Source organism: Synechococcus sp. R50.1, assembly GCF_047462115.1.
In the GTDB taxonomy this organism is placed as follows: domain Bacteria; phylum Cyanobacteriota; class Cyanobacteriia; order Thermostichales; family Thermostichaceae; genus Thermostichus.
Map to the genome: position 1 here is coordinate 1 of NZ_JANSIN010000008.1, position 19,808 is coordinate 19,808.

A 19,808-nucleotide genomic window follows, 5' to 3' on the forward strand; every position below is an offset into this window, starting at 1 on the left:
TGGTTGGAAACAAACAGAATGCTATCGCTGCATAGTTGAACAGTGATGTTCAGCAGTGTTCAGCGTAAATGTATCAGCATGGGCAAAGTTGTCATCATTGGGGCGGGGCTGGCCGGCTTGGCTTGCGCCAAAGTGCTGAGCCAGGCGGGGTGGAGGGATGTCCTGGTTCTGGAAAAAAGCGACGGCCCTGGGGGGCGGGTGCGTACCGACAAGGTGGATGGCTTTCGCCTGGATCGCGGTTTTCAGGTGCTGTTCACCGCCTATCCCAAAGTGCGACAGCATTTGGATCTGGGCAAGCTCGATCCCCGTCCCTACCGGCCCGGCGCTATTTTGGCTCAACCCGGTCGCTGCTGGCTGTTGGGGGATCCCCTACGGGATCTGTCCAGCCTTCTCCCCTCTTTGCTCAACCCCTTGGCCAGCTTTGGGGACAAGCTCAAGGTGCTGCAGTTGCGAGCGGAGCTGGCGCAGCGCACGCCGGAGCAGGTCTTCCAGGAAGGGCTGGGGGGATCCGATGGCTCGGTGCGAGAGTTCCTAGAGGGGTACGGGTTCTCCGCCAAGATCTGCCAGCACTTCTTCTACCCCTTTTTCCGCGGCATTCTTCTGGATCCAGAGCTGGCCAGCAGTGCCCGTCTCTTGGCGTTCTATTTCAAGATGATGGCCGAGGGGGCCATTGTCACCCCAGCGCTGGGCATGGGAGAACTGGCCCGACAACTGGCCGGTCACCTGTCCCCCGAACAGATTCGCTACCAAACCCCGGTGGAGCGCATCCTGGTCGAGGAAGGGAGAGTGCGCGGGATCCGCACCGCCAAGGGTGAAGAGATCCCTGCCGAGTGGGTAGTCTGCGCCACCGAGGCCCCTCAGGCGCGGTCCTGGCAAGCCGAGCTCTGTCCCCACGCCGCTGTGCCCATCCCCACCCAGGGACGGTCGGTTACCTGTCTCTACTTCTGCGCTCCCTTTTCTCTGGCCCGCGGCGCCTACTTGTACCTCAACGCCACCGGCCAGGGCTGGATCAACCATTGGGTCCAACTTACCCGCATCAGCCCGGCGCTGGCTCCTCCTGGCCAACACCTGTATTCGGTGGTGGTGCTAGGGGATCCCCCCTTAAGCGACGAGGAGCTGGCCCAAACCTGTCGGGCCGAGCTGCAGGTCTATTTTCCCAAAGCCCCCTTGAAACAGTTGCGCCTGCTGCGGGTGTATCGCATCCCTTTTGCCCAGTTTGTGCAGCCGCCTGGCTTCCAGCAGCATTTGGTTCCCACCCATAGCGGCCTGCCAGGCCTTCTCTGGGCTGGAGAGTACACTCACCAGAGCAGCATCGAGGGATCCCTGCGCAGCGGCGAACAGGCAGCAGCATGGATCCTGCAAAAATCGGCCTAGATCTGTAAAAAAAAGCAATGTAGACTTTCTTAACTCTACTCCCCGAACCAAAGCTGGGATCCCGTGGTATGAAGGGGGTGAACTTGGTCGCCCACAGGGATCCCTCCGCCATGCAAAACGCCACCCTTAGCCCAATCCCGCTCCTGCAGCGGTCGTTTGAGTTGGTAGGTCCCATCTACTGGCCGCTGCTGATCCTGGCCTCTCCAGGCTTTATTCCGGCCATCGTCACGGAGCTGACCCCACTTTTCGGAGGGATCCTCAACTTGGCCTACGTCCTCATTGTTGCCCCTATCCTGGGCGGAGCAGCCTTGTGGCTGGTGGATCAGCACCTGAAGGGGCAAGCTCCCCTACTGGGCAACAGCCTCGACCGAGCTGCCTCGAAGGCAGTACCTCTGGTATTCGCCAACATCCTGTTGGTGTTGATTGTCTTGCTTGGGATGCCGCTGCTTGTACTTCCCGGCATCTACTGGGGGGTAAGGCTGGCTTTCGCTCTCTGCGCGATTGTTTTGGAAGACAAAGGAGTCACAGAAGGGTTGGGCTACAGTTGGAACCTTGTCAAGGGTCGCTGGTGGGGAGTGTTTTGGGCACTTCTTATGGTTGTCTTCATGGCAATGATTGTGGCACCTTTTGCTGGAGCTTTCATCTTTGGCTTCACGGTAGGTGTGATTTCGCCTTCCGCTGAGACCTTTGCTGACAGAATCGTGGAAGCTGGAAGCCCTGTGGCTGGGATTGCTGCCATCACGGCAGTCGTGCCTATCCTGAATGTCTACGTCGTGCTCCTGTTCCGATCCCTGCAACAATTGAAGGGGCAGGCGGTCTCCTATTGGGGATAGCAAAAAGGGGGTTCCCCGTGCCTGGCTTTGAGATGAGAAGGGATCCCTTCTTGGGATTTCGGCTCAACCCGAGATGTCCTAGGTGAGATCCCGTGGTATGAAGGGAGTGGATCGGATTGCCCAGGAGGATCTCTCCGCCATGCACAACGCCACCCTTAACCCGATTCTGCTCTTGCGGCGGTCGTTTGAAGTCGTAGGCCCCATCTACTGGCCGCTGCTGATCCTGGCCTCTCCAGGCTTTATTCGGGCCATCGTCACGGAGCTGACCCCACTTCTCGGGGGGATCCTCCAACTGGCCTATGGCATTGTTGCACCGATCCTAGTTGGAGCAGCCTTGTGGCTGGTGGATCAGCACCTGAAGCGGCAAGCTCCCCTGCTGGGCAACAGCCTCAACCGAGCTGTCTCGAAGGCAGTGCCTCTAGTTCTGGGCACCCTCTTAGCAGCACTCCTCTCTTCCCTTGCCTCCATCTTTCTGATCATTCCAGGCATTTATGTAGGGGTTAAGCTGGCCCTCACACCTTGTGCCATTGCTCTAGAAAATCAAGGAACTACAGGAGGGCTGCGCTACAGTTGGAATCTCGTCAAAGGTCGTTGGTGGGGCGTGTTTTGGGCCCTTCTGGTCCTGGGCTTGATTCTTGGTTTTGCGGGTGGATTGATAGTTGGATTTGTCATAGTTGTGGCTGATGTTGGCGACTTTGGGGTGAGAATGGTTGCGGCTGCCGCTGCCACAGCCGTTGTGCCCATCTTCTGGGTCTATGTGGTTCTCCTGTTCCGATCCCTGCAACGATTGAAGGGGCAAGCAGCCTCCTAGTTTCCGCTTTTGCCCCCATTGGGGATAGCAAAAAGGGTGCTCCCCGTGCCTAGCTTTGAGATGAGAAGGGATCCCTTTTTGGGATTTCGGCTCAACCCAAGATGTCCTAGGTGAGATCCCGTGGTATGAAGGGGGTGGACTGGGCTGCCCACGAGGATCCCTCTGCCATGCAAAGCGCCACCCTTAGCCCGATTCTGCTCTTGCGGCGGTCGTTTGAGTTGGTAGGTCCCATCTACTGGCCGCTGCTGATCCTGACCTCTTCTAGCCATATCGCGTTCTTCGTTGTAGGTCTGACCTCACCTTCCCTCGGGATGATCCTCTCCTTGCTCCTCCTGGCCTATGGCCTGATCGGCCTGCCCATCCTGGCCGGGGCAGCCTTTTGGCTGGTGGATCAGCACTTGAAGCAGCGCACTCCTCCCCTGGGCAACAGCCTGGATCGGGCTGTCTCTAGGGCAGTGCCTCTGGTATTCGGCAGCATTCTGCTGGTGCTGATTGTCTCGCTGGGGATGCTGTTGTTTGTGCTTCCCGGAATCTACTGGGGGGTGAGGCTGGCTTTCACGCTCTGCGCGATTGCCCTGGAAGACAAAGGTGCCACGGAAGGGTTGGGCTACAGTTGGAACCTCGTCAGGGGCCGTTGGTGGGGGGTGTTTTGGGCATTTCTGGCTGTGGCCTTGATCTTCGGCATCGCGATCCTGATTTCGTTTTTTGTTGGGGGGATCCTGGGAGATACCCTAGGTGCGGCTGTGGTTGGGAATGCTGCCGCCACGGCAGTTGCGCCTATCCTCAATATCTATACAGTGCTCCTGTTCCGATCCCTGCAGCAGCTGCAAGCGCAAGCAGCGTAGTTTGGCTTGCCCTCACCCCCAATCCTTCCCCCCTGGCGAGAGGGAAGTTGCAGTTGGCCTAGGGAGAAGGGCGCTCCAGGATCCCTCCCCCCAGCAGGAGATCCCCGTGGTACCAGACGGCGGCTTGGCCAGGAGTGACCCCAAACTGCGGCTCGGCAAACTGCAGCTTTACCCGCTCTGGCGATTCCGGGATCACCATGGCGGGCACTGGGGGGGTACGGTAGCGCACCTGAACCTCAACAGCCAAGGATGCCGTCGGCGCCGGGATAGAGACCCAGTTGACTTGGCTTACCCACGCTTCAGCCTGGGTAGCCTCCTCCCGTTCCCCCACAACAACGCGGTTCATGGCCGCATCGATGCGCACCACGTAAAGCGGACGGGAAGAGGCAATCCCCAACCCCTTGCGCTGGCCCACCGTGTAGTGGTGGATGCCCTCATGGGATCCCAGCACTCGCCCCTGGGTATCGACGATTTCCCCTGGCCTTTGCCCAAGGTACTGATCCAAAAAGCTCCGCATCGAGCCATAGGTTTCAATCAAGCAGAGATCCTGGCTTTCGGGCTTGTCGGCTGTAACCAGCCCGTAGCGGGCAGCCAACTGACGGGTTTGGGCCTTGGTGTACTCGCCCAAGGGGAAGAGGCTATGGGCTAGGTGCTCTTGGCTGAGGTCGTAGAGGAAATAGGACTGATCCTTTTGCCGATCCACCGCCCGCAGCAGTTGATAGCGCCCCGATTCGGTGTCCAAGCGCACCCGTGCGTAGTGGCCAGTGGCCATCTGGGAGATGCCCAGCTTTTCGCGGGCATAGGCCAGCAGGGGGCCGAACTTCACCGTTTTGTTGCATTGGGAGCAGGGTAGAGGGGTAATGCCCTCCGCATAGCCGGCCACCAGATAGTCCACAATGTTGGCCTGGAACAGCTCGCGGCTATCCACCACATGGTGCGGGATCCCCAGCTGCTCACAAACAGCTGCCGCATCCACCAAGCCTTCGGTACAGCACTGCCCCTTCCCCCTCATGAGCCAGAGGGTGACCCCCTCCACGGCGTAGCCCTGTTCCTGCAAAAGGGCCGCCACCGTAGAGCTATCCACACCCCCAGAAAGGGCCGCCACAATGCGGGGCCGCGACGGGGATGCAACAGGTGAAACCGATGAGTGGGGGCTGATAACCATTGAGACAAGGGATCCTAGGAAAAGAAAGGCTCAGCCGGAAACAGAGGAGGCCTCTCTCTGGGGATTGGGGAACCCGGAACAAGCTGAGCCGGGATCTTTACTTTAGCCTTCCTCAGAATTGGCTGGCCCGGATCCCTTCTCAGGGGTGGTTTCTGAGATGCCCCTTTGCCGCAAGCGCCGCAGCGAATCCAAAGCAGCCGCCACAACGCTATCGTGGGGATCCCTGGCCAAGTAGTTGAGGGCAGAAACGCTCTTGGGAGAGGGCAAATTGCCCAAGGCCTGGGCCAGCCGCTGCCGCACCAGCCAATCTTCCGATTGGGCAAACTCCAGAATTCGATCCAACGCCCGCAGATCCCCCAATTCCCCCAAAGCCGCAATGGCCGCTTGCTGCAGCAACACCTCCGGCCCATCCAAGGCTCGCAGAAGCACCTCGTAAGCCCGCGGATCCTTCAAGTTCCCCAAGGCCACCGCCGCGCTGAAGCGCACCAGCCACTCCACATCTTCGTAAAAGGCGCGCACCAGGGCCTCAAAAGCCCGCGGATCTTCCAAATAGCCCAGGGCACCTGCCGCGTCGGCGCGAATGCCGTAGTCCGGGTCTTGGGTGAGGATTTCCAGCAACTTGGGCAGACAGGCGTCCGTTTGCTTGATCCCCAGGGCGAAGACGGCAAAAGAGCGCACCTGCAGGTTCTCATCGTCGATGACCTGCAAAATCAGCGGCACCGCCTGCTCTGCCGGCACATCTCGCAACTGGGCCAAGGCCACCATCCGGTCCGCAGAACGCGGGCTGCGCAAGCGTTGAGCGATCTCCTGTAAACGGGCGGGGTTGGCGGGATCCAAAGCAGAGACAGTCATGGCGTTAACAAATATTTACAATCTTTCTTCAGTATGGCAAACGAGGCTGCGCTTGGACAGAGGCCGTCTTTGTCTGGCCCGGTCGGGATCTCTGGGGACATGGTGCCACTGTTTCGATCGACAAATCCTAGCACTGTTGTCGAGAAAAGCAGGTTGACTTGGCCCCATCACGAAGATTTTGGATATTTTGGTGGAGAGGATACGAGGCTCTCTCCCGGTGGTCTCTATGCTGAAATCGCTGCCTGCTCGCCCATTGTCCTGCTTTCTTGTAGCCGGCCTGCTGTTGGCAGGGGGCGTTGCGTTTTTGGCCCCCCGTTGGTTCCCGGCTCTGGCCAACGAACAGGCTGTTCCTGAGGCCGAACTGGCGCTTCGGCCCCTCTTGGCTCCGGGATCCCGGATCCTCAGCTCGCGGCGATTGAGCGACACAGAAGCGGAAATTTGGGTGGAGTCTCGGGGGGGAACCAGCCCTGTGATCATGCGGCTGAATGCTGCAGGGACTTGGGAACAGGATATGAGCGCCACCTTGGCCCGCGGAGCCAGCCAGATGCAAGCTCTCGCCCGCCAACAAACGGTGAACTTGCCTGCCGGCTTTGGCCAGACCGCCCCCGATCAACCCCCGCCGCCGGTGCCCTCCCTTCTGCAGTCCCTCCCCCGGCTCCTCAGGCCCCTCCCCGATCAACCCCCGCCGCCGGTGCCCTCCCTTCTGCAGGCTACCCAAGCTGCCTCTAGCCTGATCCCGCCAGTGGATCGAGAGCAGGAAACCCAGCGGGCCTTGAGTGGGGCTGGCCGTGTGGATCCCTTTGTGCCCCAGAACATTCGCGCTCCTGAACCGCAGATTGTCCTGCCGCCCCTGCCTCCACCTCCGGTTTTGCCCCCTCCTGGCGACGGCAATGGAGCGCCTGTAGCCGTGGCCACCCCGATCCCAACGCCTACCCCCGACCCGGCTGCCTTTGCCCGCAGTGTACAGGTTTCCGGGATGATACAGATCGGCGGCGAGTCCTTTGCTCTGGTTTCTGGCCCAGGTGTCATTCCCGCTGTGGTGCAGGCCGGGCAAAACTACCAAACCGCCAAGGTGGCCGGAGTATCGGTGCCAGAGCGACGGGTTGTGCTCTCGGAAGGGGGAGAAACGGTCGTGAAGCAAATGGAAGACACCAGCGTGATTGTAGGTGCGCCCTAGCTTCAGCAGCAGCAAGACACCGACGGTAGAACGGGCTTATTCCAAGTAGCAGCCAACTAGCAGTAAAACAGTTGGCTGGCTTGATTCCCAACTCCCCCTTCCAGAGGGGCCGGGGGCAAGGGTCAGAGGCTACTTGAACGGGCTCGGAACAACCCTAGTTGGAAGATAGGAGTTGCCAGATCTCCAGATCCCGAGATCTTGGCGGCAAGGCCGAGAAGACTTCAAAAGCGGGGTTCGCTGCTGAGGCGGGAGGGCTGCTGTTTTAGGTAGCGCAAAAACTCCCGCAGCTCGGCGTCGCTTAGTTGGTGGCGAGATTTCTTCTGAAAGCGACGTTCCAAAAACTCTTGTCCTTCCTTGCGGCCCCAGCCAATGCGCTGCATCTCCACATCCGTTTGGGCAATGATGTCCGATAGGTCATCCCCATAGGCCGCCGGCTCACTTAGACCGGGCAGCTCTGGGGAACTTGGCTTTGCAGGGATCCCTATCGACTCGGGGGCTGGAGAAGCAGGGGAAGACTGAGCGTGTCCGTTGGCCAACTCAGGAGTTGGCAGATAAGGCACCCTGGCGGCAGCAGAATCCATGCCCAAACTCAAAGAGGAAGTGGGGCGACCAAATCCTGCGTGGTGGAGGGCGCGCTTCAAGGCAGCATCTTCCGCCTCTTCGACGGTGTTCGAGCCAGCCATGCCACTGCCCAAAACCGTGTTGTTCACCACCACCTGGGCTCTGACGATGTAGATCCCTTCTTCCACCCGCAACAGATCGGTGAGCAAGCTGCCCATGGGGTACCGCTCTCGAAAGTCTTGGATCATGTTGGCGTCAGAACCTGTTGCTGCTGAAGATCTGACTACAAGCTAGCCCGAAAGTTAACTTGGCATCCAGATCTCAATCCAATCCCACCCTCAATATCGACATTGAATTGATATAAAGCGAGAGATCTCAACAAGAGGGAGCTGTCCGAGCAGATAACATCCCGGCTGGTGAGGGTATGCTATGGCCAAGGAATCCAGTTATATTAAGCAAGCGTCAACCCACGTGGCTGGCTTGGAAAACCTGAATTATCAGCAGCTCAGCCTTGACTCTTAGCTCTATTGTCGGCGCCAAGACAGATGGGGGACTATGGCCAGCGATACCATCGGGGTCAGCTCAGCGAGTTTGGGACGGGCAGCCATTCGAGAGCGCAACTACGGCACTGCTTTGCAGTTGCTCCGGCGAGCTTATCGTGCGGATCCCAGCCCAGAGAATGCCCGTTGGCTGGCCACCGCCTACGAGGAGGCGGGTTACCTTCAATTGGCCGCTCTGTACCGAGAATTGGCCCAAGAGCGCAGGGAGACTCCCAAAGCGATTCAATTTCAGGCCCCCAAACCTCCCAGCACCCTTGAGGAGCTGAAGCAGCCATCTCCTGAACCGCCGGATCGCAAGACCATTCCCTTGCCGCAGCCGATCCCACGCCCAACCCCACCCGCATCTCCTCCGGATCAGCCAATTTGGGTTTACAAGCCCACCCCCATCGATCCCAAAAGCATCAGCCGCCAAGCGCCCCTTCGACCTCAAGCTGCAGAGCCTGCCCCTTCCCCTCAACCATCGGCGAAGAGGGACGACTATCTGCCGGTTCAGCACGCCCCGGATTTGAAAAACCCGCAGCAGGGATCCCCCTTTGTGCGGCGACTGAACCAACTGCATCGCCAGTTTAAGGATCAGCCCACAGCGGAACTGGCGCTACAACTGGCGGAAGCCTACGACGAGCAAAAGAACTTTAAAGAGGCCCAGCGCTACTACCGAGAGGTTTTGGATCTGGATGACTCTTGGCTGTTACGACCGATGGTGCAAGAGCGCCTAGAAGAGCTGCGGCAACTGCAGGAGCCAACAGCCGAACAGAATCCTTGGGCAGATCTCTCAGCCCAAAACTTGCTCAAGCTAGGAGAAAAGTTGGAACAGGAAGGGGAAGTGGCTCGTGCCGAGCAAGTTTACCGGCAGATCCTGAAAATGGATGCCACCCTGGATGTCCATGCTAAGGCTCGCAAGGGTCTAAACCGGCTCTATCCCGACGGAAAGCGGTGATTTGCAGGCCACTCCATTCCCCTCACTCGGCGCAATGGGGAAGCAGCTCACCCTTCCCGAGGATCGAGGGCGTCCCGCAAACCATCCCCCAGCAGGTTAAAGGATAGAGAGGTCAGCACCACCATCAGCGTTGGGGCCAGCACCAGCCAGGGTTGTAGGATGATCACCGAAGCGTTGGTGGCCAGCGAGAGCATGTTGCCCCAAGAGGCATCCGGCTGTTGGATCCCCAACCCGATGAGGCTCAGCACCGACTCTGCCGCAATGTAGCCGGGCACCGCCAAGGTTGCCGAGATCACCACATAAGTAGCTGTCTGGGGCAAAATATGCCGCACCAGCAGGTACAGGGATCCAGCCCCGGCTACCCGCGCTGCCTGCACAAAGTCCCGCTCTCGCAAGGACAGCACCTGCCCACGAATCACCCTGGCTAGGCCCGCCCAACCCACAAAAGAGAGGATCACCACAATCACCAAGAAGCGCTCGGCATTGCTGAAAGGCACCCCGGTCAGCGGATTCACCTGCAACACCGCTGCCAGCGACACCAGCAGATACAGCGTCGGAATCGACATCAACACCTCTGCCAAGCGCATCAGGAGCGTATCCACCCAGCCCCCAAGGTAGCCGGATATGGCCCCCACCAGCAGACCAATGGGGAAAGAGATGCCAATGCCCACCAAGCCGATAAACAGGCTGACGCGCCCGCCATAGACCAAGCGACTGAAATAGTCCCGACCTTGATCATCGGTGCCCAGCAGGTGTAGCCGTGCCACAGAGGGCTCTTCGCCGATTGGGGATCCCACCTGTCCCTCTTCTGCAACAGGCCGCAGCGGGACGGTGCCAAACAGATGCCGATCCCAGGGGATCAACCCCAACCAACGGTAGGGAGTACCGGCCACAAACAAGCGGATCCCGGCGGGACGGCTGGTATCCACCAAGAGCGGGCGTTCTCCCGTTTCCAGATCCACTGGCCCCTGGCGGGTTGGATAAACGTGGGGCCCAATCCAAGCGCCCGATTCATCCCAAAAGTGAATGGCGGTGGGCGGCAGAAGGGATCCCCCCGGCTGCGATTCCAGCGGGCTGTAGGGGGCAACAAACTCGGCAAAAATGGCGCAGGCGTAGAAAACAAGGAGAATGTAAGCTCCTACTTGGGCCCATCGGTTTTGGCGAAGCCGTTTCCACCACTGCATGAGGCAAAGATTCCGGTCGAGTCCAGTTGAACCAACTGCCAACGCAAATTGGCTTTCAGTGTAGCTGATCGTGTCTCGTTCCAGTTGCAGAGAGGGGCTAGAGGTGAGGGCCGGCAGCCTGTCACCGATTCCCATCAGCAGGACGAGTTCCTTCCCCAGTCTGAAAAAGCTCAGCCTGCCAGGGAATAGTTGGGGCTATAGCGGGCCATCATCTCCATCCGCACCGCAGCAACCGTCTGGGGCAGCACTCCCACCAGCCGCGCCAAAATGTCATCTGGCAATTGGCTAACCAAATCCGCAGAGAAAAATTCCTCTAAGCTAAAGAGCAAAACCCGCGCCCGCTGGGCCGGCAAAGGATTGTCGGTGATTTGCTGTAGCCAACGCATCCAGTGCAGCCGCTTGGCATAGGCACTTTGCCGCTCTTGGTGGTCTTGCGGATGCAGCAAAACCACATCCCCAATCGGGACAACGCCGCCGGACTCCACATCCAAGGGCCCCCCCACCGCAGCGCCTGGCCCGGCAAACTCGGCATGAAACGTCTTGCAGATGATCAGGGCGTTGTGCCGTTGTGGATCCACCATCAGCAATTGACCACTGCTGAGGGTGCGGATCAATTGGCCAGGCTCGACTCGCTGGACCAGACTATGGCTGGGGGGAAGCTCGCTCATAGATTTTAGGATATCTCAACCTTCCCTTGCCTCACATGGGATCTTTAACTTTCTCAGAGCTGCTTGACGCAATCTTCATATTGAGCCCTCTATCGAGACTTTGTGTTGCGAGCATTGCCAGAGGGTCTTCTTCAGGCTGCCGATGGGCTGGGGATGATCTCGCCGGTAACATGGATTCTAATATTGTCGGCATCTCCGGCTTGGCAGCGGCCAATGCGACGGGCGTAGGGGTAGCCGGCACTGTGCAGCTCCTGCAAAAGATCTGAGGTGTAGCCGGGATCCACCGCCACCAGCAAGCCCCCGCTGGTTTGGGGATCTGCCAGCAGCAGTTGCTGCCACTCGGGCAGGGATTCTGCCTGTACCCCCTCATAGCCCTGCCAATTGCGACGAGCCGCCCCTGGAAAGATCCCCGCCTCTGCCAGCGAGAGCGCTTCTGCCAAAAACGGAATGGAAGCCAGATCCAAACTGGCCCCCACCCCCGAGCCGCGACAGACTTCCAGCAAGTGTCCCACCAGGCCAAACCCTGTTACATCCGTCATGGCGTGAACTTGCGGTCGCCGAGCCAGTTGCGAGCCGATGCGATTCAGCTGGGTCATCACCTGCAAAACTTCCGCGTAGCCTGCCGCACTGAGCTGACCCTTTTTCAGAGCGGTGGTCATCACCCCGATCCCCAGCGGCTTGGTCAGGATCAGATCGTCCCCGGCTTGGGCCGTGGCATTGCGGCGAATGTGGTGTGGATGGGCCAAACCTGCTGCCACCAAGCCGAAGATGGGCTCCGGCGAATCGATGGAGTGCCCCCCTGCCAAAGGGATCCCGGCTTCTTGGCAAACCTGGATCCCTCCGGCCATGATCCCTTGGATGGCCTGCATCGGCAGGGTATTGACCGGCATGCCCAAAACCGCCAAAGCCAGAATGGGAGTGCCCCCCATCGCGTAGACATCGGAAAGGGCATTGGTCGCCGCGATCCGACCAAAATCCACCGGCTCATCCACAATCGGCATGAAGAAGTCGGTGGTCAAAATTAGGGCTTGGTGGTCGTTTAGTTGATAGACAGCCGCATCATCGCTGGTTTCAGCTCCCACCAACAAAGCCGGATTTGGGGATAGCAGGGGCACATCCTTAAGAATTTGTTGCAGCAGGGCCGGGGCAATTTTACAGCCGCAGCCACCGCCGTGGGAGTACTGGGTGAGGCGAATGGGAGCATCCATAGATTCAAGAAAAGGGAAAAAACATCAGCTGACTTTACTGTAGCGGCATCTGCAGGCAGTCGAGAAATGGACACGCTGAGTTAAGGTTAAAGGGATCCCACTATCCATAGCGTTGCCATGTCTTTTGTTCCTTTGCATCTCCACAGCGAATACAGCCTCTTGGATGGCGCCAGCCAATTGCCGCGTCTGATCGAGCAGGTGGTGGCTATGGGTTTGCCGGGGCTGGCCCTGACGGATCACGGTGTCATGTATGGGGCGTTAGAGCTGGTGAAACTGTGTAAAAGCAAAGGGATTACTCCAATCATCGGCAATGAAATGTATGTAATCAACGGCGATATCCGCGACAAAAGCCGCAAGTACCCCAAGTATCACCAAGTGGTTCTGGCCAAAAATACCCAGGGCTACAAAAACTTAGTGAAGCTAACCACCATTTCCCATCTACATGGCATTCAAGGGAAAGGGATTTTCTCTCGCCCCTGCATCAACAAAGAGTATTTGGTGCAATACAAAGAAGGGCTGATCGTCACCAGCGGCTGCTTGGCAGGAGAAGTGCCTCAAGCTATTTTGCAGCGGCGGCCAGAAATTGCCCGTGAAGTTGCCGCTTGGTACCAAGAGCAGTTTGGGGATGATTATTACATTGAGATTCAGGATCACGGTTATCAAGAAGATCGCTTTGTCAATGTGCAGTTGGTGCGCATCGCCCGCGAATTGGGGATCCCGATCATCCTCACCAACGATAGCCATTTTATTTCCTGCTGGGATGTAGAGGCCCACGATGCGCTGCTCTGCATTCAAACAGGCAAATCCCTTACTGAAAAAAATCGCCTTCGCTACACCGGAACCGAATACCTGAAAAGCCCAGAAGAGATGCGCCGTCTCTGCCGTGACCATTTGGAACAGGAGGTGATTGACGAGGCCATCGCCAACACCCTGAAGGTGCTGGAAAAGATCGAGGGCTATGACCTATTTGGGGAAATGCGCATGCCCGACTACCCGGTTCCACCGGGCCATTCTGCCGATAGCTATCTCACAGAATTGGCCTGGCAGGGGCTGGCGAAGCGCTGCGGTGTTGCTCAGCCGGATCAGATCCCCCAAAACTACCAGGAGCGCCTGCGCTTTGAGCTGAACATCATCCAACAAAAGGGCTTCTCCAGCTATTTCCTGGTGGTCTGGGACTACGTTCGCTATGCCCGCGAGCAGGGGATCCCGGTGGGGCCGGGGCGAGGCTCGGCAGCAGGATCCCTGGTGGCCTATGCCCTACAAATTACCAACATTGACCCGGTTAAATACGGCCTACTGTTTGAGCGATTTCTCAATCCAGAACGTCAATCGATGCCGGATATCGATACGGATTTTTGCATCGAGCGGCGGGGAGAGCTGATCGACTATGTGACCCGCAAATACGGCCAAGAGCGAGTCGCCCAGATCATCACCTTTAACCGCATGACCTCTAAAGCCATTCTCAAAGATGTCGGTCGAGTCTTAGACATTCCCTACTCAGAAGCCGACAAAATGGCGAAATTGATCCCGGTATCCCGAGGCAAGCCCGCAAAATTGGAAGAGATGATTGGCGAGGATACTCCCGCTCCAGAGTTCAAAGAAAAATACGAGAAAGACCCAACCACCCACCGCTGGATCGAGCTGGCACGTTTGTTGGAGGGCACCAACAAAACCTTCGGGGTTCACGCTGCCGGTGTGGTGATTGCTAAGGATCCCTTAGATGAGATCGTGCCTCTGCAGTACAACAATGAAGGCCAAATTATCACCCAGTACTCGATGGAAGATATCGAGTCTTTGGGCTTGCTGAAGATGGACTTTTTGGGTCTGCGCAACCTGACGATGATTCAGCGGGCAGTGGAACTGATCCGAGAACACAATGGCGTCAATATAGATCTGGATAACCTACCCCTAGACGACAAGAAAACCTACCAGCTTTTGGAAAAGGGAGAGCTGGAAGGGATCTTCCAACTGGAATCTTCTGGCATGAAGCAGGTGGTGCGGGAGCTCAAACCTTCCAACCTGGAAGATATTTCTTCAGTATTGGCCTTGTACCGGCCAGGCCCATTGGATACGGGAATGATCCCCGACTTTATCGATCGCAAGCACGGTCGCAAACCGGTAACCTATGCCCACGAACTCCTCAAGCCCATTCTTCAGGATACCTACGGAGCCATCCTCTACCAGGAACAGATCATGCGCATTGCCCAAGACATGGCCGGATACACCTTAGGCCAAGCCGATCTGCTGCGGCGAGCGATGGGGAAAAAGAAAGTCTCCGAGATGGAGAAACACCGCGAGCAATTTGTGCAGGGGGCAGCCAAGCGGGGTGTAAGCCAAGAAGTTGCCACAGAATTGTTTGATCAAATGGTTGCTTTCGCCGAGTATTGCTTCAATAAATCGCATTCTACTGCCTATGGGTTGATTACTTTTCAAACAGCTTACCTCAAGGCCAATTACCCAACGGAATATATGGCAGCCTTGCTCTCTTCTGTGGGGGGAGATCAGGACAAGGTACAGCGCTACATTACCTATTGCTTGTCAATTGGGATCCAAATTCAGCCGCCGGATATCAACCGTTCTGGAATGGACTTTACTCCCCAGGGATCCAGCATTTTGTTTGGTCTGGGGGCAGTGAAGAATGTAGGGGAGGGGGCCATTCAAAACATTTTGGCTGCCCGTCAAGCTGATGGCCCCTTCACCTCTCTGGCGGATTTTTGCCAGCGGGTGGATCTGCGCATTGTTAACCGTCGTGCCCTGGAGGCCCTGATTTGTGCGGGCGCTTTTGATTGTATTTCTGGAAATCGTAAACAACTAATTGCCGATTTGGATCCCATCCTCAGTTGGGCAGCGCAGCGAGCCAAGTCCAAAGCCATCGGCCAAGCCAGCTTGTTCGATTTACTGGGGAGCAGTGGCAGCGCCGGCAATGGATTTGTGGAGGCTCCGCGTGGGCCGGCTACTGAAGATTTTCCACCTCAGGAAAAGTTGAGGCTAGAACGGGAGCTGCTGGGGTTTTATGTCTCGGATCATCCGCTGCGGCGCATTCAGGAGCAAGCGCGGCTGCTGGCCCCTGTAAACCTAGCTGACTTGGGCGGCTGCGCAGCCGATGCCTCTGTGGGCGTTCTCGCCCTGGTGACTGCCATTAAAAATGTCACAACCAAGAAAGGGGATCGCATGGCCATTTTGCAACTGGAAGATCTCACCGGCAGTTGTGAAGCGGTGATCTTTCCCAAAACCTACGAACGTTTGCGAGGTCGCCTGGAGGTGGATCAACGGCTGTGGGTCTGGGCCAAAGTGGATCAGCGGGATGAACAGGTGCAACTGATTGTGGAAGATTTACAACCGATTGAATCTGTTAGTTGGGTAACGGTGGAGATCCCTCTCGACTCTGCTGGGACACTGGAGGATCGATACCGTTTACAGACGCTAATCGCTCGCCAACGCTCGGAAATTAAAGAAGAAAATCGCATTCCTGTCGTGGCTGCCATCACCGCCCATCCCCATACCCTTTGGGTGAGAATGGGATCCCAATTTTGGGTTAACAATGCCCAAGCCGCCGTTGAAGCCCTGCGTCAAGCCGGCTACACCGCCCGCAGCGAATCGCTGCTCTCTCCATAGGCATGGCAGAGAAAGCTCCGGCAGCAGCAGGAGAAATTCAACGGAGCTGTTTCTCAAGCCAAGCCCGCAACTGGCTCACCGTCAGCCGAGGGGAAGGACGTGGCAAAGGTCGCTCGGGATCCCCTGCCAGGGTGAGCACGGGAACTTCCAGTTGGTATTGCTCCCACCAACTCGGGTTGGAGGTGATGTCGCGGACTTCCAGATCACGGATTTCGGGGATCTGCCGCAACTTCTCCACCAAGCTCTCGCAGAGGTGGCAGCCGGGTTTGCTGTAGAGAATCAGGGGGGGCCAAGGCACAGCGGATCCCTAGCGGGTGACGGTGCAGGCCAGCCGACGGTGTTGTAGGGAAGGCATCTGCCGCCTGACCAACTGGAAACGCTCTGGGTTAATTTCAGCAATGGCCACCCCCGGTTTTTCGCCACCCGCATCCGCCAAGATAGTCCCCCAGGGGTCCACGATCATGGCATGGCCGTGACACTGTCGCCGCTCGTAGTGGGTGCCCACCTGGGCGGGGGCTATCACGTAACAGGTGTTCTCAATGGCCCGGCATTGCAGCAAAACCTGCCAGTGATCCCGACCCGTGTAGGCCGTGAAGGCGGCAGGGATGAGCAAAATCTGGGCTCCGCGATCCACCAGGGATCGGTACAGCTCTGGAAAGCGTACGTCGTAGCAGACCGACAAACCGAGGTTCCCCAGTTGCTCTTGCTCGCAGGTGACCACCTCATCTCCGCTGACCACCGTGTTCGACTCGCGGTAGGTATTGCCGTCGGGCAGATTGACATCGAACAGGTGGATTTTGCGATAGCGGGCCAGCTCTTTGCCGTCAGGGCTGTAGAGGGCAGCGGTATTGTAAACTTTGCCCTGCCCGTCCGGCACAGGATATCCTCCTCCCAAAATAAATACCTGGTAGCGCTGGGCCATCTTGGCCAAAAACTCCTCCGCCCGCTCCGCAATCTCGGGGGCAAGGCGGGCTTTCTCGGCTTCCGGCCCCATGAAGGCAAAGTTTTCTGGTAGCGTCACCAGCTCGCACCCCTGGCGCACTGCAAAGTCGATCCACTCTTCCGCCTGCTGCAAGTTGCTGGCCAGATCGGGAATGCTGGTCATTTGAATGGCGGCTGCCAGATAAGAGCGCATAGACGGAAACTCCAAAGGATGCTAAAGGGGATCCGGCCGGCTAGCCGACCAGATGCCACCAGCCGAAGGCAGGCCCTACAAATCGGATCACCACCCAAATGATGGCCAGGAGAATGATGCCTGCCCAAGCGCCACGGGTTGTCCAATTGTAGATGGCGCGAGCTTGCCCTTTGGTGAGGGGAATGTCTTTGAGGTTGGGAAACACCAGCTCTTGGTCGGGATCTTGGCTGATGCGGGTTTTACGGCGCTTTGCTTCGCCCATGGGGTAGCCTCCGAGTTCTTCGCCGGGTGGCGACTTTTATCTTAAGGTTTTCTGTCTGGGTCACAAGACTGGGTGGATATCAATCTGCATAATAATCGCCTATTTACGCCATCAGGCCACGCCAATCCATGGGCCTGCCGATGCTTTCCCTAGCCGGAAATCCACAAAGGGGATCCCTGGTGCTCTTGGGGACGATTGCCATCCTCTTCGGTAATGGCCACAGCCCGCACCCATTCTGTAGATTCAAACACCGGCGGTAGGCGCAGCTCCTGTTGGCGATTTCCTGTTTCATCCACCGGAAAAGCTGCCACGAGAACGGCCCCCGCTCTATCGGTGGTAAAGGGCGCCTCCGGTTCCAGCACCACCCACAGGGCATAGACCCGGCCTTCCGGCAAAGGCGGCAACCCTTGGGCCACCAATCGCCCTTGCAGGCGCTGGGGATCCACCTCAAGCTTGACCGAGCCGGTTAGGTTCTCCGCAGTCGGCTGCAATTCATAGGTCAACACCTCGCCAGGGATCGGGATCCCTTGCGTCTGGGCTAGCTGCAGCCTGCGCCACAGGTAGAGGTTCCCCAGCCCCAAAGCGACGATCAAGCCTGCGGCCACCGCCCCCAAGCCCCGCTGCCAGAGACGGGATCCCTTGGCAATCCAGGCGGGGGTGCGCATCGGTTGGGCTGCCTGCTCCGCATGTGCCTGCAACAGAGAAGCCCGCAGGGCGGGGGGAGGTTGCTTTTCCTCCACGCCGTAGGCTGTCTCCAACGCCCGTTGCAACGCTTGCAGTTCTCGGTGCAGCTCCGGGCGCAGCTTGAGCAATGCCTCCAGCCGGTCGGCCTCTTCCGGGGAGAGATCCCCCAGCACATAGCCCGCCAGCCACAGTTGCAGTTCTTCGGGAGACACAGATTCGGCTTTCATGAGGGGCCTCCCAACAACTCGCGCAGCCGCAGCAAACCCCGCCGGGCTCTGGCTTTGACCGTTCCCAAAGGCAGATCCAGTTGCTTGGCAATTTCCGTTTGGCTCATGCCTTCGTAATAGGCCATCTTTAAGACTTGCCGTTGACTTTCGGACAACTCGGCCAAAGCCGTTTGCACCTCGGCCACCCGTTCCGCTTGGGCCAACTGCTCCAAGGTGGGATCCGCAGCAGGACTACCCTGCAATTCCACTCTGCCCTGTTCTAGGGAGCGCTGTCGATTCCGCCAAGAGCGCAGCCGATCCAAACAGCGAGAGCGAGCCAAGATGCTCAGGTAGGTGCGCAGGGATCCCCGCCTGGGATCGAAGGCAGAACGGGCCAAGTTCAAAAAAATATCTTGGGTGAGATCTTCGGCTTCGGCAGTGTTGCCCAGCATTTTGCAGGCAATTCCGTACACCAAGCCGGCATGTCGGTCGTAGAGAATGGCCAGAGCTTGTGACCGGCCTGCTTTTAGGGCTGCAAACACCTCTGCATCGGTTTTTTCCTGCAGGGATTCCTCAGCTTTGTCACCCTCGATCTTCATGAGCGGGAAGAGGAAACGGGATGGAAGAGAGAGAGAAACTGCAGAGGCACAAGCATCGCCCAGGACAACCCAAGCAGGGCAGCGGCTTTCATAATTTATCGTCTGCATAGGCGAAGGTCAACCCTGACTTGTGGGGAAATAGAAGGCCCAATCCTGAGCTGGGATCGGGCCACGCAAGGGATCAACTGCGGCAATGATTTCAAAAAGTTGATCCAAACCCATGAATTCAAAATGTTGATTAACGCTGATGAATCTTGATTTAGATAGGCAAATAGGAATCGGCCTTCCTAGAGGGCAGCCAAGCCAAAGAACGGCCCACCCGGCAGCGTGCCCAGGGATGTGGCCCGACCGGTGTTTAGGTCAATTCGATACAAGGTGGAGCCGCCGATGGCAAAGCCGGTATCCACTCCATCAGCAGTACGGATGTCAAACCCACCCATAGGGCCGAAGTTCACCCCCAGAGGGCCAATGGGCACCTGAACCCCATCGTTGGGGGGATTCTGCAACACCAGCAGGTTCCGTTGCCCGTCGATGTTCAGCAGCCGCGTGGATTGGGCACCCGCCACATTGTTGGTGTAGGCGGCGGCGGTGATGGCCGGCTGGGATCCCTGTAGTTCCATTGGGCCAAAGGCCAAAGGTCTATCTTGGATCACTTCGCCCGTATCCACATTGATGCGGAAGTTCTGGCCATTGGCTCCCACCAAGCGCAGCCGATCCGGAACAGGGTTGAAATCCATGCCAGAAAGCGTGCCCGCGGTGAAGGGAACCGACAGAGTGCTGGCCACGGTAGCGACACCGGTCTGCAAGTTGATGGTGTAAAGGATGCTGGTGTCGGTCAGCCCGTAAAGCAGCCGGTTGGCAGGGCGCACATCGATACCAATGAGGTTGCCGTTCACTCCTGTTACCGTCAGGGATCCCTGCACAAAGGCATCGGCAGAGCGGATGAAAGTGAGGCGATTGCCGCCGCTCAAAGCCACCAAATCCGCTTGGGAAGGCATCATCGAAGACGAAGTGCTGCTGCCGCAGCCCAAGAGAGCAAAACTGCCGGCTATCACAGATGCTGCTACAAAGCTTGTGTGTTTGTGCATTGAACAGGCTCCTCAAAAGATCGACAAACCATCAAAACCACTGA

19 protein-coding genes are annotated in these 19,808 nt (G+C 57.9%); 7 read left to right on the plus strand and 12 right to left on the minus strand.

Annotated features, from left to right (window positions below):
* Positions 1-78 precede the first annotated feature (78 nt).
* The 4 genes from NW870_RS03630 (at position 79) to NW870_RS03645 (ending at position 3,863) form a co-directional block, all read left to right on the plus strand.
* Positions 79-1,374: an FAD-dependent oxidoreductase gene (locus tag NW870_RS03630; protein WP_414373957.1), complete on the plus strand. Its 1,296-nt coding sequence runs from the start codon at positions 79-81 to the stop codon at positions 1,372-1,374.
* Between the two features lie 68 nt (positions 1,375-1,442).
* The gene (locus NW870_RS03635) at positions 1,443-2,207 is read left to right on the plus strand and encodes a glycerophosphoryl diester phosphodiesterase membrane domain-containing protein (protein ID WP_414373959.1); all 765 of its coding nucleotides are present in this window, start codon (positions 1,443-1,445) and stop codon (positions 2,205-2,207) included.
* Positions 2,208-2,304: 97 nt separating this feature from the next.
* The gene (locus NW870_RS03640; protein ID WP_414329739.1) at positions 2,305-3,018 is read left to right on the plus strand and encodes a hypothetical protein; all 714 of its coding nucleotides are present in this window, start codon (positions 2,305-2,307) and stop codon (positions 3,016-3,018) included.
* A gap of 125 nt (positions 3,019-3,143) precedes the next feature.
* Positions 3,144-3,863, plus strand: coding sequence for a glycerophosphoryl diester phosphodiesterase membrane domain-containing protein (locus tag NW870_RS03645; RefSeq protein ID WP_414373960.1), 720 nt, complete (start codon positions 3,144-3,146; stop codon positions 3,861-3,863).
* A 58-nt stretch (positions 3,864-3,921) separates the two neighbouring features.
* On the opposite strand, the gene mnmA is transcribed toward NW870_RS03645, so the two are convergent.
* Both mnmA and NW870_RS03655 read right to left on the minus strand, forming a co-directional pair.
* Positions 3,922-5,028, minus strand: a complete 1,107-nt coding sequence (gene mnmA, locus NW870_RS03650; RefSeq protein ID WP_414373961.1) for a tRNA 2-thiouridine(34) synthase MnmA — start codon at positions 5,026-5,028, stop codon at positions 3,922-3,924.
* A gap of 102 nt (positions 5,029-5,130) precedes the next feature.
* Positions 5,131-5,880, minus strand: coding sequence for a HEAT repeat domain-containing protein (locus NW870_RS03655; RefSeq protein ID WP_414373963.1), 750 nt, complete (start codon positions 5,878-5,880; stop codon positions 5,131-5,133).
* A 226-nt stretch (positions 5,881-6,106) separates the two neighbouring features.
* Between NW870_RS03655 and NW870_RS03660 the strand changes: the two genes are divergently transcribed.
* Positions 6,107-7,057 carry a hypothetical protein gene (locus NW870_RS03660; RefSeq protein ID WP_414373964.1) on the plus strand — a complete coding sequence of 317 codons (951 nt, stop codon included), beginning with the start codon at positions 6,107-6,109 and terminating at the stop codon, positions 7,055-7,057.
* Positions 7,058-7,278: 221 nt separating this feature from the next.
* Here NW870_RS03660 and NW870_RS03665 read toward each other — a convergent pair whose 3' ends face one another.
* Positions 7,279-7,866: a hypothetical protein gene (locus NW870_RS03665; RefSeq protein ID WP_414329849.1), complete on the minus strand. Its 588-nt coding sequence runs from the start codon at positions 7,864-7,866 to the stop codon at positions 7,279-7,281.
* Between the two features lie 307 nt (positions 7,867-8,173).
* Here NW870_RS03665 and NW870_RS03670 point away from each other — a divergent pair, with 307 nt between their 5' ends.
* Complete coding sequence (locus NW870_RS03670) at positions 8,174-9,115, plus strand: hypothetical protein (protein ID WP_414373965.1); 942 nt, start codon at positions 8,174-8,176, stop codon at positions 9,113-9,115.
* 47 nt (positions 9,116-9,162) lie between these two features.
* Here NW870_RS03670 and NW870_RS03675 read toward each other — a convergent pair whose 3' ends face one another.
* The 3 genes from NW870_RS03675 to selD form a co-directional block, all read right to left on the minus strand.
* Complete coding sequence (locus NW870_RS03675; protein ID WP_414357721.1) at positions 9,163-10,299, minus strand: ABC transporter permease; 1,137 nt, start codon at positions 10,297-10,299, stop codon at positions 9,163-9,165.
* Between the two features lie 170 nt (positions 10,300-10,469).
* Entirely contained in the window at positions 10,470-10,967 is a 498-nt protein-coding gene (locus NW870_RS03680) for a hypothetical protein (protein WP_414373966.1), read from the minus strand.
* 131 nt (positions 10,968-11,098) lie between these two features.
* Entirely contained in the window at positions 11,099-12,175 is a 1,077-nt protein-coding gene (selD, locus tag NW870_RS03685) for a selenide, water dikinase SelD (RefSeq protein WP_414349883.1), read from the minus strand.
* Positions 12,176-12,292: 117 nt separating this feature from the next.
* Here selD and NW870_RS03690 point away from each other — a divergent pair, with 117 nt between their 5' ends.
* The gene (locus NW870_RS03690; RefSeq protein ID WP_414373968.1) at positions 12,293-15,790 is read left to right on the plus strand and encodes a DNA polymerase III subunit alpha; all 3,498 of its coding nucleotides are present in this window, start codon (positions 12,293-12,295) and stop codon (positions 15,788-15,790) included.
* Between the two features lie 37 nt (positions 15,791-15,827).
* Here the strand turns inward: NW870_RS03690 and NW870_RS03695 are convergent, their stop codons facing one another.
* The 6 genes from NW870_RS03695 to NW870_RS03720 form a co-directional block, all read right to left on the minus strand.
* Positions 15,828-16,088: a glutaredoxin family protein gene (locus tag NW870_RS03695; RefSeq protein WP_011432810.1), complete on the minus strand. Its 261-nt coding sequence runs from the start codon at positions 16,086-16,088 to the stop codon at positions 15,828-15,830.
* A gap of 9 nt (positions 16,089-16,097) precedes the next feature.
* Positions 16,098-16,925, minus strand: coding sequence for a carbon-nitrogen hydrolase family protein (locus NW870_RS03700; protein WP_011432809.1), 828 nt, complete (start codon positions 16,923-16,925; stop codon positions 16,098-16,100).
* Between the two features lie 40 nt (positions 16,926-16,965).
* Positions 16,966-17,187 carry a DUF2839 domain-containing protein gene (locus NW870_RS03705; protein WP_414329235.1) on the minus strand — a complete coding sequence of 74 codons (222 nt, stop codon included), beginning with the start codon at positions 17,185-17,187 and terminating at the stop codon, positions 16,966-16,968.
* A gap of 149 nt (positions 17,188-17,336) precedes the next feature.
* Positions 17,337-18,098 carry an anti-sigma factor domain-containing protein gene (locus NW870_RS03710; protein ID WP_414373970.1) on the minus strand — a complete coding sequence of 254 codons (762 nt, stop codon included), beginning with the start codon at positions 18,096-18,098 and terminating at the stop codon, positions 17,337-17,339.
* Complete coding sequence (locus NW870_RS03715) at positions 18,095-18,676, minus strand: sigma-70 family RNA polymerase sigma factor (RefSeq protein WP_414373971.1); 582 nt, start codon at positions 18,674-18,676, stop codon at positions 18,095-18,097. The genes NW870_RS03710 and NW870_RS03715 overlap by 4 nt, the downstream gene beginning before the upstream one ends.
* A gap of 287 nt (positions 18,677-18,963) precedes the next feature.
* Entirely contained in the window at positions 18,964-19,677 is a 714-nt protein-coding gene (locus NW870_RS03720; protein WP_414373972.1) for a DUF4394 domain-containing protein, read from the minus strand.
* Between the last annotated feature and the right edge of the window lie 131 nt (positions 19,678-19,808).

Excerpts from the sequence above, each read along its gene's own strand:
- NW870_RS03630 (WP_414373957.1), top strand. The coding sequence starts at position 79 with ATGGGCAAAGTTGTCATCATTGGGGCGGGGCTGGCCGGCTTGGCTTGC.
- NW870_RS03635 (WP_414373959.1), top strand. The coding sequence starts at position 1,443 with ATGAAGGGGGTGAACTTGGTCGCCCACAGGGATCCCTCCGCCATGCAA.
- NW870_RS03640 (WP_414329739.1), top strand. The coding sequence starts at position 2,305 with ATGAAGGGAGTGGATCGGATTGCCCAGGAGGATCTCTCCGCCATGCAC.
- NW870_RS03645 (WP_414373960.1), top strand. The coding sequence starts at position 3,144 with ATGAAGGGGGTGGACTGGGCTGCCCACGAGGATCCCTCTGCCATGCAA.
- mnmA (WP_414373961.1), bottom strand. The coding sequence starts at position 5,028 with ATGGTTATCAGCCCCCACTCATCGGTTTCACCTGTTGCATCCCCGTCG.
- NW870_RS03655 (WP_414373963.1), bottom strand. The coding sequence starts at position 5,880 with ATGACTGTCTCTGCTTTGGATCCCGCCAACCCCGCCCGTTTACAGGAG.
- NW870_RS03660 (WP_414373964.1), top strand. The coding sequence starts at position 6,107 with ATGCTGAAATCGCTGCCTGCTCGCCCATTGTCCTGCTTTCTTGTAGCC.
- NW870_RS03665 (WP_414329849.1), bottom strand. The coding sequence starts at position 7,866 with ATGATCCAAGACTTTCGAGAGCGGTACCCCATGGGCAGCTTGCTCACC.
- NW870_RS03670 (WP_414373965.1), top strand. The coding sequence starts at position 8,174 with ATGGCCAGCGATACCATCGGGGTCAGCTCAGCGAGTTTGGGACGGGCA.
- NW870_RS03675 (WP_414357721.1), bottom strand. The coding sequence starts at position 10,299 with ATGCAGTGGTGGAAACGGCTTCGCCAAAACCGATGGGCCCAAGTAGGA.
- NW870_RS03680 (WP_414373966.1), bottom strand. The coding sequence starts at position 10,967 with ATGAGCGAGCTTCCCCCCAGCCATAGTCTGGTCCAGCGAGTCGAGCCT.
- selD (WP_414349883.1), bottom strand. The coding sequence starts at position 12,175 with ATGGATGCTCCCATTCGCCTCACCCAGTACTCCCACGGCGGTGGCTGC.
- NW870_RS03690 (WP_414373968.1), top strand. The coding sequence starts at position 12,293 with ATGTCTTTTGTTCCTTTGCATCTCCACAGCGAATACAGCCTCTTGGAT.
- NW870_RS03700 (WP_011432809.1), bottom strand. The coding sequence starts at position 16,925 with ATGCGCTCTTATCTGGCAGCCGCCATTCAAATGACCAGCATTCCCGAT.
- NW870_RS03705 (WP_414329235.1), bottom strand. The coding sequence starts at position 17,187 with ATGGGCGAAGCAAAGCGCCGTAAAACCCGCATCAGCCAAGATCCCGAC.
- NW870_RS03710 (WP_414373970.1), bottom strand. The coding sequence starts at position 18,098 with ATGAAAGCCGAATCTGTGTCTCCCGAAGAACTGCAACTGTGGCTGGCG.
- NW870_RS03715 (WP_414373971.1), bottom strand. The coding sequence starts at position 18,676 with ATGAAGATCGAGGGTGACAAAGCTGAGGAATCCCTGCAGGAAAAAACC.
- NW870_RS03720 (WP_414373972.1), bottom strand. The coding sequence starts at position 19,677 with ATGATGCCTTCCCAAGCGGATTTGGTGGCTTTGAGCGGCGGCAATCGC.